The sequence below is a fragment of the Pseudomonas cichorii genome (assembly GCF_015471405.1).
GTDB lineage: Bacteria > Pseudomonadota > Gammaproteobacteria > Pseudomonadales > Pseudomonadaceae > Aquipseudomonas > Aquipseudomonas serbiensis.
The window spans coordinates 241,903-255,705 of sequence record NZ_BLVZ01000003.1; the positions used below are offsets into that span (position 1 = coordinate 241,903).

13 protein-coding genes are annotated in these 13,803 nt (G+C 60.6%); 9 read left to right on the plus strand and 4 right to left on the minus strand.

Annotated elements, in window-relative coordinates:
• The first annotated feature begins 65 nt into the window (after positions 1-65).
• Genes JL015_RS05050 through JL015_RS05085 form a run of 8 tightly spaced genes read left to right on the plus strand, consistent with a single transcriptional unit; the run spans position 66 to position 9,025 of the window.
• Positions 66-983, plus strand: a complete 918-nt coding sequence (locus JL015_RS05050; protein WP_201003030.1) for an ABC transporter permease — start codon at positions 66-68, stop codon at positions 981-983.
• Positions 984-991: 8 nt separating this feature from the next.
• Positions 992-1,900, plus strand: a complete 909-nt coding sequence (locus JL015_RS05055; RefSeq protein WP_201003032.1) for an ABC transporter permease — start codon at positions 992-994, stop codon at positions 1,898-1,900.
• 16 nt (positions 1,901-1,916) lie between these two features.
• On the plus strand, positions 1,917-2,918 hold the full coding sequence (locus JL015_RS05060) for an ABC transporter ATP-binding protein (RefSeq protein WP_201003034.1): 1,002 nt from the start codon (positions 1,917-1,919) through the stop codon (positions 2,916-2,918).
• Positions 2,915-3,901 carry an ABC transporter ATP-binding protein gene (locus JL015_RS05065; protein WP_201003036.1) on the plus strand — a complete coding sequence of 329 codons (987 nt, stop codon included), beginning with the start codon at positions 2,915-2,917 and terminating at the stop codon, positions 3,899-3,901. Before JL015_RS05060 ends, JL015_RS05065 begins: the two co-directional genes overlap by 4 nt.
• A complete protein-coding gene (locus JL015_RS05070; RefSeq protein WP_201017685.1) occupies positions 3,898-5,325 on the plus strand; it encodes a M20 family metallopeptidase in 1,428 nt (475 codons plus the stop codon). The genes JL015_RS05065 and JL015_RS05070 overlap by 4 nt, the downstream gene beginning before the upstream one ends.
• Complete coding sequence (locus tag JL015_RS05075; RefSeq protein ID WP_201017686.1) at positions 5,322-6,494, plus strand: M20 family metallopeptidase; 1,173 nt, start codon at positions 5,322-5,324, stop codon at positions 6,492-6,494. Before JL015_RS05070 ends, JL015_RS05075 begins: the two co-directional genes overlap by 4 nt.
• Before the next feature lie 50 nt (positions 6,495-6,544).
• Positions 6,545-8,065 carry an amidase gene (locus tag JL015_RS05080; protein ID WP_201017687.1) on the plus strand — a complete coding sequence of 507 codons (1,521 nt, stop codon included), beginning with the start codon at positions 6,545-6,547 and terminating at the stop codon, positions 8,063-8,065.
• Between the two features lie 60 nt (positions 8,066-8,125).
• Positions 8,126-9,025, plus strand: coding sequence for an AEC family transporter (locus JL015_RS05085; protein WP_201017688.1), 900 nt, complete (start codon positions 8,126-8,128; stop codon positions 9,023-9,025).
• A gap of 68 nt (positions 9,026-9,093) precedes the next feature.
• On the opposite strand, the gene JL015_RS05090 is transcribed toward JL015_RS05085, so the two are convergent.
• The 3 genes from JL015_RS05090 to JL015_RS05100 are packed head-to-tail and all read right to left on the minus strand — an operon-like array spanning position 9,094 to position 12,152.
• On the minus strand, positions 9,094-9,903 hold the full coding sequence (locus JL015_RS05090; RefSeq protein WP_201017689.1) for an ABC transporter ATP-binding protein: 810 nt from the start codon (positions 9,901-9,903) through the stop codon (positions 9,094-9,096).
• 11 nt (positions 9,904-9,914) lie between these two features.
• Positions 9,915-10,790, minus strand: coding sequence for a nitrate ABC transporter permease (gene ntrB / locus JL015_RS05095; protein WP_201003048.1), 876 nt, complete (start codon positions 10,788-10,790; stop codon positions 9,915-9,917).
• Positions 10,791-10,817: 27 nt separating this feature from the next.
• On the minus strand, positions 10,818-12,152 hold the full coding sequence (locus tag JL015_RS05100) for a CmpA/NrtA family ABC transporter substrate-binding protein (protein ID WP_201017690.1): 1,335 nt from the start codon (positions 12,150-12,152) through the stop codon (positions 10,818-10,820).
• Positions 12,153-12,246: 94 nt separating this feature from the next.
• Here JL015_RS05100 and JL015_RS05105 point away from each other — a divergent pair, with 94 nt between their 5' ends.
• Positions 12,247-12,438 (plus strand): hypothetical protein, encoded by a 192-nt coding sequence (locus JL015_RS05105; RefSeq protein ID WP_201017691.1) that lies wholly within the window; start codon positions 12,247-12,249, stop codon positions 12,436-12,438.
• Positions 12,439-12,441: 3 nt separating this feature from the next.
• Here the strand turns inward: JL015_RS05105 and JL015_RS05110 are convergent, their stop codons facing one another.
• Positions 12,442-13,737, minus strand: coding sequence for a nitrate regulatory protein (locus JL015_RS05110; RefSeq protein WP_201017692.1), 1,296 nt, complete (start codon positions 13,735-13,737; stop codon positions 12,442-12,444).
• Between the last annotated feature and the right edge of the window lie 66 nt (positions 13,738-13,803).

The following is a 13,803-nucleotide window of genomic DNA, read 5'->3' on the forward strand; positions in this document are numbered from 1 at the left end:
AATCGGTGAGTGCGGCACGACTGCGCACTCATCAATGTCATCCCATGGATACAAGGTCACTTGCCATGTTTGGATTCCTTCTGCGCCGTCTGGGTATCGCCTTGTGCGTGGCGATTACCGTGTCGGTCATCAGTTTCTCCCTCTTGCACCTTTCAGGTGACCTGGCTACCGCCATTGGCGGACCGGAAGCCACCAGCGAACAGATCGAGCAGATCCGTGTGCAGTACGGCCTCGACAAGCCGCTGGTCACTCAATACTTCAACTGGCTGAGCGACCTGCTGCGTCTGGATCTGGGTGATTCGTTCTTCTTTCAGGAGTCGGTCTACAACCTGATCGCCTCGCGTCTGTCGATCACCCTCGGGCTGGGAGCCATGGCTTTAGGCATTGCCCTGTTGATCGCCATTCCGCTGGGCGTACTGGCGGCGGTCAAGCGTGACACCTGGATCGATCGTCTGGCCTTGAGCATCGCGGTGCTGGGTCAAGCAATGCCCAGCTTCTGGTTTGCCCTGATGCTGATCGTGGTGTTCTCGGTCACGCTGAAATGGCTGCCGGTTTCCGGCAATGCCACCTGGGCGCATTTTGTGATGCCCGCCATTGCCCTGGGTTACTACGCCACGCCGGCCATCATGCGCCTGACCCGCGCCGGGATGCTCGATGTACTCAACTCCGACTACATCCGCACCGCTCGCGCCAAAGGGCTGCGTCCTTCTACCGTGCTGTTCAAGCACGCGCTGCGCAATGCCTTGATCCCCGTGGTCGCACTGGCGGCCGTGGAGTTCGGCTTCATGCTCGGCGGCTCGGTGGTCATCGAGACGGTGTTCTCCCTGCAAGGCATCGGTCAACTGGCCTGGGATGCCATCGCCCGTGACGACTTCCCGGTGGTTCAGGCCGTGGTGTTGCTGATTGCCGTGATCTACATCGTTCTCACCCTGCTGGCCGACGTGCTCAACGCACTGCTCGACCCGCGCATTCGCGTGAAATAGGAGGCCCCATGAGCACGACAACTTCATCTGCTCTGGTCATCAACGACTACCAGCCACCGGCGAAAAGCATCCTGCGGTCCCTGCGCAACAGCCTGCGTCATCGCGGCTTTGCGATTGGCATGCTGCTGCTGGCAATCATTCTGTTCGGCGCGTTGTTCGCGCCGTGGCTTGCGCCTTACGACCCTTACGCTCAGGACGTCATGCTGCGCATGAAGCCGCCGGTATGGATGGCCAATGGCACCTGGGATTACATTCTGGGCACCGACAAGCTGGGCCGCGATTACCTGTCGCGCCTGCTTTACGGCGCTCGAATCTCACTGTTCATCGGTTTCTCGGCGGCACTGATTTCCGGCTTGATTGGCACCATCATGGGCCTGCTGGCAGGTTACTTCGGCGGCAAGGTCGATGCCGTGATCAGCTACCTGATCACCACCCGCCTGGCCATGCCCGTGGTCATGGTCGCGCTGGCCTCTGCCTCGCTGATGGGAGGTTCGCTGAAAGTGGTGATCATTCTGCTTGGTTGCCTGCTATGGGACCGTTTCGCAGTGGTGGTCCGCGCGGCGGTGCAACAGATTCGCGATGCCGAATATGTCGCCTCGGCCCAAGCGTTGGGTTGCTCGACCTTTCGCATCCTGGCCAGTGAAATCCTGCCCAATCTGGTGGGCGCGCTGATCGTGGTTGCCACCCTGGAAATGGCCCACGCCATCCTGCTGGAGTCCGCGCTGTCGTTTCTGGGCGTGGGCGTACAACCGCCGATTCCGTCCTGGGGCCTGATGATCGCCGAGGGCAAGCCCTACATGTTCTTTTCCCCCTGGGTCATCGCCATCCCCGGTGTCGCACTGATGGTGCTGGTGCTGGGTATCAATCTGGTCGGTGACGGCCTGCGTGACTTGATCCTGCCCGATGGGCGCAACTGACAGAGGATATCCGGACATGGCTCTCTTGCATGTTGAAAACCTGCGCGTCGATATCCCTCTTGGCCAGGAAACCCTGCACGCCGTTCGCGGCCTGGATTTCCATGTCGAGCGCGGCGAAATGCTGTGCATCGTCGGCGAGTCGGGATGCGGCAAATCCCTGACGTCCCTGGCGCTGATGGACCTGCTGCCGCGCAAGGCAAAACGTACCGCAACGCAACTCAGCCTGGACGGCATAGATATGCTGACCCAGAGCGAACGCCAGATGTGCGACCTGCGCGGCAACCGCCTGGCAATGATCTTCCAGGAACCCATGACCTCGCTGAACCCGGCCTACAGCATTGGCGATCAGCTTTGCGAGGTCCTGCTGCGTCACCGCAAGGTGTCGCGCAAGGATGCCATGTTGCGTGCAGGGCAGATGCTGGAAAAGGTCGGCATCAGCAATGCGGGCGAACGCCTGCGTCAATACCCGCATCAATTGTCGGGCGGCCTGCGCCAGCGGGTCATCATCGCCATGGCGTTGATGTGCGAACCCGATGTGATCATCGCCGACGAGCCGACTACAGCGCTGGACGTCACCATTCAGGCGCAGATTCTGCGGCTGATTCGCGACCTTCAGAAAGAATTCGGCATGGCCGTGATCTTCATTACTCACGATCTGGGGCTTGTGGCACGTATCGCGGACCGGGTTGCGGTGATGTACGCCGGGCAAATCGTCGAGACAGCACCCGCCGTGCAGTTGTTCGAGAACCCGCAGCATCCTTATACCCGCGGTCTGCTGGCCAGTATCCCGATTCCGGGGCGCACGCAACCGGGTCAGCCGCTGGGATCGATTCCCGGTCTGGTGCCGAGCCTGGTAGGCGAACAACAGGGCTGCGCGTTCCGCAACCGTTGCTCACAAGCGATTGAAGCCTGCGCCAGTCACGTACCGCCCGTGGAAAGCGACGACCACATGGCCCGCTGCCTGTTTGCCACTCCCGCAGCAACACCCGTCTTTCACCGGGAAGGAGCACTGTCATGAAAAAAGATATCGCTCTGGAACTCTGTGATATCCGTCGGGAGTTCAAGATCAATCGCGGCTTCTTCAAGCCATCGGCCACCCTGAAAGCCGTGGATGGTGTGTCCTTGCGCCTGATGCGCGGTGAAACCCTGGGGCTGGTGGGTGAGTCCGGCTGTGGCAAGAGCACTCTGGCAAAGATGCTGCTGGGCTTGCTGCCACCGAGCAGCGGTGACGTGCTGGTCAACGGCAAACACCTGGCCGCCACCGACCGCAAGGAAATGGCGCGACGCATCCAGCCGATTTTCCAGGACCCCTACTCTTCGTTGAACCCGCGCAAGACCCTGCGCGAAATCGTTACCCTGCCGATGATCGTGCACGACATCGGCACCACGGCCGAACGCCGCAAGCGCACCGAAGAAATGCTCGATGTGGTCGGCCTGCCCAAGCGCGTGATCGACAGCTATCCCAGCCAGCTTTCCGGCGGCCAGCGCCAGCGTGTGGCCATCGCCCGTGCGCTGATCATGCGCCCGGATGTGTTGATCTGCGACGAACCCACTTCGGCGCTGGACGTTTCGGTACAGGCGCAGATTCTCAACCTGTTGCAGGACCTCAAGCGTGAGTTCGGCCTGACCTATCTGCTGATCAGCCACAACCTGGCGGTGATCGAACACCTGGCAGACCGAGTCGCAGTGATGTATCTGGGCCGCATCGTCGAAGAGCGCAGCCGCGAATCGCTGTTCTCCGAGCCTGGCCATCCTTATACCCAGGCGCTGCTGGACTCGGTGCTGACACCCGACCCGCATCTGGGCATTCCCGACCTTGGCCTGCATGGCAACTTCCCCAACCCGATGTCGCCCCCGACCGGCTGCGCCTTCCACCCGCGCTGCCCCAGCAGCGGTGACACCTGCAAGCAACACTATCCGGCCAATGCTTCCGTCAAGGGCGGAACCGTGCGCTGCCATCTTCGCGACACCCCTCAAACCCTGGAGCTCGTTGCCTCATGAGTAGTCGCTCGAACGCTATCGAAAACGTCTGCGAACAATTCGACAACGGCGCTTTCTTCGCCCTGCTGCAAAGCAGTGTCGCCTACCCGACCCAAAGCCAGGAAGCCAGCAGCCTGCCGGAGCTTTATCGCTATCTGAAGGAGTTCATCACGCCGCATGTGGAGCGCCTGGGTTTCAATGTGCAGATTCATGAAAACCCGGTGACCGGACGCGGGCCGCTGATGATCGCCACCCGCATCGAAGACCCGCAACTGCCAACCCTGCTCAGCTATGGGCACGGCGATGTAGTGCGCGGTTACGACGCGCAATGGTACGAAGGCCTGTCGCCCTGGAATGTCGTTGAACGTGGTGAGCGCTGGTACGGTCGCGGCACGGCGGATAACAAGGGCCAGCACCTGATCAATCTGACCGCACTGGAGCAAACCCTCAAGGCCCGCAACGGCAAGCTGGGTTTCAATGTGAAGCTGCTGCTGGAAATGGGCGAAGAAGACGGCTCCCCCGGCCTGCGTGCATTTTGCGAAGCGCATAGCGAAGCACTGGCGGCCGATATTTTCATTGCTTCCGATGGTCCGCGTCTGGCGGCGTCACGACCGACGCTGTTTCTCGGCTCGCGGGGCGTCTTCAATTTCGAGCTGAACGTGGACTTGCGTGAAGGCGCGCATCACTCCGGCAACTGGGGCGGTCTGCTGGCCAATCCGGGCATCATCCTGGCCAACGCCATCGCCAGCATGGTGGATGAAAAAGGCCGGGTGAAAGTCGCCGGGCTGATGCCCAAGGCCATTCCTGAAAAAGTGCGTGAGGCCCTGGCGGATATCGAAGTGGGTGGCGGCCCTGGCGACCCGGATATCGATCCGAATTGGGGCGAGCCAGGCCTGTCCCTGAGCGAAAAGGTGTTCGGCTGGAATACCCTGGACGTGCTGGCCTTCAAGACCGGCAACCCGGAAGCGCCGGTTCACGCTATTCCCGGCAAGGCCATTGCTCACTGCCATATGCGCTTTGTCGTGGACAGCGACTACAACACGTTCATACCGGCAGTACGCGCCCACCTGGACGCTCACGGTTTCAGCAAGGTCGAGGTGAAGCAAAGCCGGATCGATGTCATGCACGCCACCCGCCTGTCACCCGACAGCCCGTGGGTTGAATGGGCGCTCGATTCGCTGGCCACCACCACCGGCAAGAAACCCGCGTTGCTGCCCAACCTCGGTGGCTCGCTGCCCAATGACGTTTTTGCAGAAGTACTTGGCCTGCCCACGGTCTGGGTGCCACATTCATACCCGGCGTGTTCGCAGCATGCTCCCAACGAACACCTGCTGGCGCCGGTGGTCAAGGAAAGCCTGCAAATCATGACAGGTCTGTTCTGGGACCTGGGCAATGATGCTGCACGCCTGACCCGCGAACATCAGGCACTGGAGAACGCCTTATGAATGAAGCTCAAAAGCAGGCCACCCAATGGCTCGCCGGACAGCACGATGCCATGGAGTCACTGCTGCAACGGCTGGTGGATACCGACTCCAACAGCTACGACAAGGCCGGCGTCGACGCGGTGGGTGAACTGCTCGCCGCCGAACTGCAGGCCGACGGCATCGGCGTCGAACGTATCGCCATCGAGAACTTTGGCGATGTCCTGCTGGCCGAACTGCCCGGTGGTCCGGGCAAGCCGGTCCTGCTGCTGGGGCATCGCGACACGGTTTTCCCCAAAGGCACCACCGCCACTCGCGGCTATTCCATGGATGACAAACTGGCCTACGGCCCGGGCGTGGCGGACATGAAAGGCGGGCTGGTGCTCAACTGCTTCGCCCTCAAGGCCCTGAAACGCCTGCCACCGTTGCCGTTTCCGGTACAGATTCTCTATACCGGCGATGAAGAGATCGGTTCGGGCAGTGCCCGTGTTCATATCGAACGTCATGCCCGTGCAGCCCAGGCCGTGCTCAACCCGGAACCGGGACGCGCCAGCGGCAATGTCGTCAGCGCCCGCAAAGGTGGTGCCACGCTGATCATCGAAGTCAGTGGCCGCGCCGCACATTCGGGGGTCAATCATGCCGACGGCGCCAGCGCCATTCAGGCACTGGCGCACAAGATCATCAAGCTGCATGCCTTGACCGACTATGCGGCAGGCATCACCACCAATGTCGGTTTGATGTCCGGCGGCACTTCCAGCAATACCGTCGCCCCCAGCGCCACGGCAAAGCTCGATGTGCGCTTTGTGGAACTCAGGCAATGGGATGAAATTCTCACGGCCATCCAGGCCATCGTCGATGAAGAGGAGCTGCCCGGCACATCGGCCCGTCTGCTGGAAGCCACCACGTTCCTGCCCATGGAGGCCCGACACAGCACCGACCTGCTGCGTCTTTATCAGCAACAGGCGACCGAACTGGGCTTCATCGTGGAAGGCGAGTTCACCGGCGGCTGCGCCGACTCAGGATTCACTGCCAGCCTGGGCATCCCGACCCTGTGTGGATTGGGGCCGGTCGGCGGCAAGGTGCATACCGATCGCGAATACCTGGAACTGGCGACCCTGGTTCCAAGAGGCCAGGCACTGGTCGCGACCATTCTGGCGCTGAATGAATCATCCGCCCCTACACCAACCCCGTAGGAGCGAATTCATTCGCGAAAAGCCCACCGTTTATTCCAAGGACTGCCCTCATGCCTCACTCCGACCTGCTCAGCAAACCCGCCACCGAACTGCGCGCCCTGATCGGCAATAAACAGCTTTCCCCCGTCGAGCTGCTGGACGCCTGCATCCAGCGAATCGAAACCCTGAACCCGAAGATCAACGCCTTTTCCGCCACCTGTTTCGAGCGGGCCCGCAAGGAAGCGGTAGAGGCAGAACAGGCGGTGATGCAAGGCAAGCCGCTGGGGTTGCTGCATGGCCTGCCCATCGGCATCAAGGACCTGGAGGAAACCGCCGACGTCCTGACCACTTACGGCTCGTCGCTGTTTCGCGACAACGTGCCCAGCCGTGACAACCTCTTCGTGACCCGTCTGCGCAGTGCCGGGGCGATCATGGTCGGCAAGACCAACGTCCCGGAAATGGGCGCAGGAGCCAACACCCGCAATGTGGTCTGGGGAGCCACCGGCAATCCTTTTGATCCAGAGCTGAACGCTGGCGGTTCATCGGGCGGTTCGGCTGCTGCGCTGGCGGTGGATATGGTGCCGCTGTGCAGCGGCTCCGACACTGGCGGCTCGTTGCGTATTCCCGCTGCACTGTGCGGCATCGTTGGCCTGCGGCCTTCACCGGGTCTGGTACCCAGCGAGCGCAAGAAGCTTGGCTGGACCCCGATTTCAGTGGTCGGCCCCATGGGCCGAACTGTGGCCGATACCTTGCTGCAACTGCGGGCATCGGCAGGTCTGGGCCAGTCCGACCCGTTGAGCTATACCGTCGACAACGACGAGTTTGCGCCCCGCTCCATCGACCTGAGCCAGTTGCGCGTCGGTTACAGCGAAGACTTTGGCAGTTGCGCCGTGGATAACGAAATCCGCGCTGTGTTCCGGGCAAAAATCAATGCCATCAAGCACCTGTTCAAGTCCTGCGAGGCCATCGACCTCAATCTGGAAAGCGCCCATCGCACCTTCGACGTGTTGCGCGCCGAAGCCTTCGTCGCCGGTCTTCAGGATGCCCATGAGCGTGACCCGGACGCACTCGGCCCCAACACCCGCGCCAACTATGAAATGGGCGCGGCCATGTCGTTGCAGGATTGCGTCAAGGCCCATGGCGAACAGAGCCGCATCTTCCGCAGCTTCCAGCAACAGTTCGAGCGCTATGACCTGATCCTCTCCCCCACCACACCGGTTTCGCCCTTCCCGTGGACCGAGCTGTACCTGCGAGAAGTCAATGGCGTGCCGCTGGACAATTACTATCGCTGGCTGGCGCTGTGCTACACCATCACCCTGACCACCAACCCTGCCGTCTCGATCCCCTGTGGCCTGGACCACAAGGGCATGCCATTCGGTCTGCAAGTGATTGGCGGTTTCCGGGGCGATGCCGTCTTGATGGCCTGCGCCCAGGCGCTCGAACAGGCCACCGCAGGCGACCCTCGCCTGTCACGTCCGCGCCCGGACCTGCAAAAGCTGATGGATTCGGCGGTGGATCTGACCCATATCGTCACTCATCCACCGATCTATGGTGGATCGAGCACGCTCAAGCCGGATATAGGGGCAATGTGATAGGCATGGCCGGGTCCAGAGCGCCATAATGCCCGGCCATCCCCCAAGGAGCTTGAATCTGTGGCCGTTTCCCAAGCCATCCTGCCGATATTTCTGTTGATCGTCCTGGGTTACGTGCTGGGACGCCGCAAAGCACTCACTCCCGATAGCACCAAGGCCTTGAGCAATCTGGCCTTCAAGCTGTTCATGCCCATGGTGCTGTTTACCGGCATGGCCAAGGCGCCACTGCACGATGGTCTGGATATACGGATACTGGCAGCCTACTTCGTACCCGCATTGATGGTGTTTGCGCTGGTCAATCTGGTGAACCACCGCTTTGCCGGCAAACCGACACCCTTCGGCCTGACAGCGAGCTTTTCCAATAACGTGCTGATCGGCATTCCGATGATCGCCGGTCTGTTCGGCAATCCCGGGCTGGTCCTGCTGTTTACCGTGATTGCCGTTCACAGCCTGTTGCTGTTCAGCTTCCAGAGCCTGTACGACAGTTTTGCGGGCAACGAACCGTTCAATTCGCGCTCTTTGATTGCGAGCCTGGCGAACCCGATGATCATTGGCCTGTTGCTGGGCGTGGCGCTGAACCTGTCGGGCCTTGCATTACCGGACTGGGCGGACCACCTCACCACATGGCTGGCCCAGGCTGCCCTGCCCTGCGCATTGATCGTGCTGGGTGCCAACCTTTCCAGCTACCGGCTGACACCCAGCGCCGAGGCCTTGGGTATCACTTTCGCCAAACTGGCGCTGATGCCGCTGCTGGTGTTGCTGGCCTGTATCGTGCTGGGCATAGAAGGCATGCCACGGGCGGTGCTGGTGCTGATGGCTGCCGGACCGTCCGGGGTCAATGTGCTGGGTTTTGCCCGGACCGTGTCGGACGTCCAGAAAACCAGCTCGGCGATTTGCCTGACCACCATTCTGTCGGCGGGGACATTGCCGTTGTGGATGTGGATCGGGACACTGTTTTAAACATCTGTGTAGGAGCGAATTCATTCGCGAATTGTCATTTTCGCGAATGAATTCGCTCCTACCGGGGATCAGACAGCCACCGCCTCCACCTTGCGATGCTTCTCGTACAGGAAGCTCAGCACTGCATGGCGATACTGGTTGTACAGCGGGTCATCGGCCATGGCGATGCGGTTGCGCGGGCGCGGCAGGTCGATCTTGAGGATTTCGCCAATGGTCGCCGACGGGCCATTGGTCATCATCACGATACGATCGGAAAGCAGCACCGCTTCGTCCACGTCATGGGTAATCATCAGCACCGTGTTCTGCAACTCGCTCTGGATTCGCATCACCTCATCCTGCAAGTGCGCACGAGTCAGTGCATCCAGTGCGCCGAAGGGTTCGTCCAGCAGCAGGACCTTGGGTTGCATGGCCAGTGCGCGAGCAATACCGACCCGTTGCTTCATACCGCCGGATACTTCACTCGGGCGCTTGTGCAGAGCATGACTCATGCTGACCATGTCCAGGTTATACAACACCCACTCATGACGCTCGGCCTTGCTCTTGCTGTGCTTGAACACCTTGTCGACCGCCAGCGCCACGTTTTCGTAAACCGTCAGCCAGGGCAGCAGCGAATGGTTCTGGAACACCAGGCTGCGATCCGGGCCCGGTGCGCGAACCTCTTTACCATCCAGGATCACCGCACCGCTGGTGGACTCGGTCAGCCCGGCCACAATGTTCAACACCGTCGACTTGCCGCAGCCCGAGTGGCCGATGATCGAGATGTACTCGCCCCGTGCCACATCCAGATTGACGCCGGTCAGGACCTGGCTGGAAACCCCGTCGCGCTCGAAGGTCTTGCTGACTTTTTCGATGCTCAGATACTTGTCTTGCGCATTCATGTGCATGCTCCTTAACCGGCCGATGTGCCGCGAGTGACGAGATGACCGACAAAGGCCACCAACCGGTCGAGTAGAAACCCGACGACACCGACGTAGATCAGCGCCAGGATGATGTCGCTGATGCGCGAGGCGTTCCACGCATCCCAGATGAAGAAGCCGATACCCACGCCACCGATCAACATCTCGGCGGCAATGATCGCCAGCCATGACAGACCGACACCGATACGCAGGCCGGAGAAGATATAAGGCGCTGCGGCAGGCAGCATGATCTTGCAGAAGTACTCCACGCCATTGAGACGCAGAACCTTGGCCACGTTGCGGTAGTCCTCGGGAATGTTGCGCACGCCCACCGAGGTATTGATGATGATCGGCCAGATCGCGGTGATGAAAATCACGAAGATCGCGGAAGGATGGCTGTCCTTGAAACCGGCCAGCGACAGCGGCAGCCAGGCCAGTGGCGGAACCGTACGCAGGATCTGGAACAGTGGGTCCAGAGCGCGCATGGCCCAGGCCGACTGACCGATCAATACCCCGAAACTGATCCCGGCGATGACTGCCAGCGTATAGCCGTAGGCAACACGTTGCAGGCTGGCGAGCAGTTGCCAGGCCATGCCCTTGTCATTGCCACCGTTGTCATAGAACGGATGAATGATCAGTTCCCAGGTTTCATGGATAACCTGAGTCGGCGGCGGCAAGGCCGCGCCCTTCCCGCTGCAGAGCATTTGCCACAGCAACAGAAACAGGGCACCCACCACCAGCGGCGGCAATACACTCTGCATCAGAAACTGACGCAGGTTCTTGAATCTGGCAGGCCAGCGACTGGCAGGCTTGCCGGTGACAGATACGGGCGTTCCCGCGGCCTTGAAGCTTTTACTTTCAGCGTTCATCGATTTCTCCCAAGCGAGTGGCCACGATCAAGACAGTGCCTTGATGGTCTGGCTGTCCAGATAGGCCTGCGGGTTTTGCGGATCAAAGGTCTTGCCATCGAAGAACGTCTCGATGCCACGCGAGGTGGAGGCCGGAATCTGTGCCGCTGGCACGTTCAACTCAGCCGCTGCCTTGCGCCAGATGTCTTCGCGGTTGACCTTGTCGACCAGCGCCTGGCTGTCGAAACCTTGCGGCAGGTAACCCCAGCGTTTGTTCTCGGTCAGGAACCACAGGTCATGGCTCTTGAACGGATAGGACGCGAACTCGTTCCAGTAGCGCATCAGGAACGGGCTGTTTTCCACAACCTTGCCGGTGCCGTAGTCGAAGTTGCCTTTCATGCGCTGCACGATGTCTTCGTAAGGCGCATTGATCCAGCGGCGCTTGGCGCAGATCTGAGCGACCTCTTCCTTGTTTTCCGGCTGGTCGCAGAACATCTGCGCTTCCATTACAGCCTTGAGCAAGGCCTTGGCCGAGTTGGGGTTGGCGTCTACATAATCGGCACGCAACGCCAGGGCCTTTTCCGGGTGGTTGTTCCAGATCTCGCCGGTGGTGTTGGCCGTGTAACCGATTTTCTGGTTGACCAGTTGTCCGTTCCACGGCTCGCCCACACAGAAACTGTCCATGCTGCCGACTTTCATGTTGGCGACCATTTGCGGTGGCGGCACGACGATGGTCGACAGGTCCTTGTTCGGGTCGATGCCACCTGCCGCCAGCCAGTAGCGCATCCACAGGTCATGGGTGCCGCCGGGGAAGGTCATCGCGGCGTTGAGGCTCTTGCCTGCCGCTTTCTTGGCAGCCAGGGCGGCCTTGAAAGGTGACGAGTCGAGGCCCAGCTTCAGGTCAGCGTATTCGCTACCCACGGAAATGCACTGACCGCCGACGTTCAGACGGGCCAGGATGTACATCGGAACCGGCCGGTTGTTGGGCGTGATCTTGCCTGCGGCGATCAGATAAGGCATCGGCGTCAGGATGTGCGCGCCGTCGATGCCGTTGCTGGCCGATCCCAGGACCAGGTTGTCGCGTGTCGTTCCCCAGGAGGACTGTTTCAGCACTTCGACGCCGGTCATGCCGTACTTGGCAAACAGCCCTTTCTCGTCGGCAACGAACAGTGGCGCGGCATCGGTCAGGGCGATGAAACCCAGCTTGGCGGTGGTGGTTTCCAGACCATCGGTGCCAGCGGCCCAGACCACGGACTGCAAGCCCGGCGGCAGAATACTCAGTGCCGCGCCGCCACCCAGCAAGCCCAGTGACTGTTTGAGGAAAGACCGCCGAGGCGCATTTTGCGGGCTGTCTTGCTCAAGGCTATCTGGCTTCTCGTCCATATCGTTCCCCCAAAAACACGCATAAAAAAACGGCGTACACACGCTCCAGGCCTTTGCCGATGAACGTGTGGACGCCGTTGTCCGGAATTCGCTTATGTGCCGCGGTCTTCGTCTGGAAGCACCCGGCTTGCATAACCTGCAAAGCAGTTTGCATGCCAGCTTTGCGGCAGCCATGAACCGCGTGGGTTGTAGCGAAGATGAAGCGTCTGGATCGCTGTCCACCGCCGGAGCGTTTCGCACAGTAGTGGGGCGCTGCCTGCGCCGATTGCCCGGCGCAAGTGCATAAGGCTCAATGTCGCTTGCGTGGTGCCGGACGAGCTGCGGCGAAGGCAAGCAGGGTCTGGGAGACATCAACCATACGCTGGCCGCGCTCCATTGCCGACTGGCGCAGACGCTCGTAGGCCTGGCCTTCGCTCAACTGATGTTCATCCATCAACAAGCGCTTGGCACGCTCGATCAACTTGCGCTCATTAAGGGCTTGTCGTGCCTCTTCAAGCTCATCGTTGGCGCTCAGCAGGCGCTGGGTCTGGGACTGCAACAGATCCAGAACCGAACGCCCCAGATGCGGCCCAAGGCCATCAGCTGGCGGACTGTCCATATCGATAGCCTGGACACTGAACAGCCGCGCCTGATCGACACTGCCCTCAGCTTCCAGACTCACCAGACGGGTCAACAATTGTCGATGGTTGTCCAGATCGGCGCGAGCCTGCTTGATGCTCTCCTGACAACGGACCAGAAGTCCGTCAGCCAGATAGATCTCGATATCGCGCATGGCATCGATGCGCAGGGTATTGAGGTCGAACCACACCTCCGAAAGCATCGAATCGACTTTCTCGGCCTCGGAGGTCTTCAACGCTACCCCCCGCAGACGCCCGAGTTGCGCCACGCAATCGCTGCTTTCCTGATTGCGCCACAAACGCCGGGCATCGTCGTCGGCGAACTGGATGAAGGTCTGGAAACAGCGCTCCTGGCTCTGGACCAGATGTTCCAGGCGATCATGGGCAGCCGCATCGAAATAACCTGCCAGAAAGCCACCTACGCCACAGGCACGCTCCTGCCCTGCCAGTTCCTTGCCCTGCATGAAATTGAACATCGCCACCAGAACGCGGGTAACCACCGGGTCGATGGCAGTGTCAGCGGCCTCGAATACAACCGCCAGCAAGCCACCGATCAGACGGCTCAACACCATGGTGGCGTCCTGAGGCGTCAGCCGCTGCTCGCGAATGCGTCGCCGCAAACCCGGCAGTTCATCCAGCCCATGCATGACATAGGCAATGCGGTTAAACAGGCGGGCACGGTCGGATGCACTGGCCGCGTCCAGATCGATGCGCTCGAAACAGACCAGGACCCGAGCTTCTATAGTCTTGGCTTCGGCGGTCAGCACATCGAGTTGGGTCAGATGATGGGCCTTGCCGCTGCCCAGATACATATTGGAATAACCACGCTCACGTTGCAGGGCATGCACCAGTTGGCCGACCTGGGTCACCATCTGGCAGGTAGACGCCAATCCTTCCAGGCCTTCCAGTTCGCTGCGGCGCGCAGCCAACATGAAACGCAACGCTGCGGGCATGTTTTTATCAGTCATGGAATAGCTTCACGGGTGGAGTTAGGGGTCTCCATGCAAAAGCGGGTCCATGCCCGGGAACGAATC

Coding starts and splice junctions, on each gene's coding strand:
- JL015_RS05050 (WP_201003030.1), top strand. CDS start 66: ATGTTTGGATTCCTTCTGCGCCGTCTGGGTATCGCCTTGTGCGTGGCG.
- JL015_RS05055 (WP_201003032.1), top strand. CDS start 992: ATGAGCACGACAACTTCATCTGCTCTGGTCATCAACGACTACCAGCCA.
- JL015_RS05060 (WP_201003034.1), top strand. CDS start 1,917: ATGGCTCTCTTGCATGTTGAAAACCTGCGCGTCGATATCCCTCTTGGC.
- JL015_RS05065 (WP_201003036.1), top strand. CDS start 2,915: ATGAAAAAAGATATCGCTCTGGAACTCTGTGATATCCGTCGGGAGTTC.
- JL015_RS05070 (WP_201017685.1), top strand. CDS start 3,898: ATGAGTAGTCGCTCGAACGCTATCGAAAACGTCTGCGAACAATTCGAC.
- JL015_RS05075 (WP_201017686.1), top strand. CDS start 5,322: ATGAATGAAGCTCAAAAGCAGGCCACCCAATGGCTCGCCGGACAGCAC.
- JL015_RS05080 (WP_201017687.1), top strand. CDS start 6,545: ATGCCTCACTCCGACCTGCTCAGCAAACCCGCCACCGAACTGCGCGCC.
- JL015_RS05090 (WP_201017689.1), bottom strand. CDS start 9,903: ATGAATGCGCAAGACAAGTATCTGAGCATCGAAAAAGTCAGCAAGACC.
- ntrB (WP_201003048.1), bottom strand. CDS start 10,790: ATGAACGCTGAAAGTAAAAGCTTCAAGGCCGCGGGAACGCCCGTATCT.
- JL015_RS05100 (WP_201017690.1), bottom strand. CDS start 12,152: ATGGACGAGAAGCCAGATAGCCTTGAGCAAGACAGCCCGCAAAATGCG.
- JL015_RS05105 (WP_201017691.1), top strand. CDS start 12,247: ATGTGCCGCGGTCTTCGTCTGGAAGCACCCGGCTTGCATAACCTGCAA.
- JL015_RS05110 (WP_201017692.1), bottom strand. CDS start 13,737: ATGACTGATAAAAACATGCCCGCAGCGTTGCGTTTCATGTTGGCTGCG.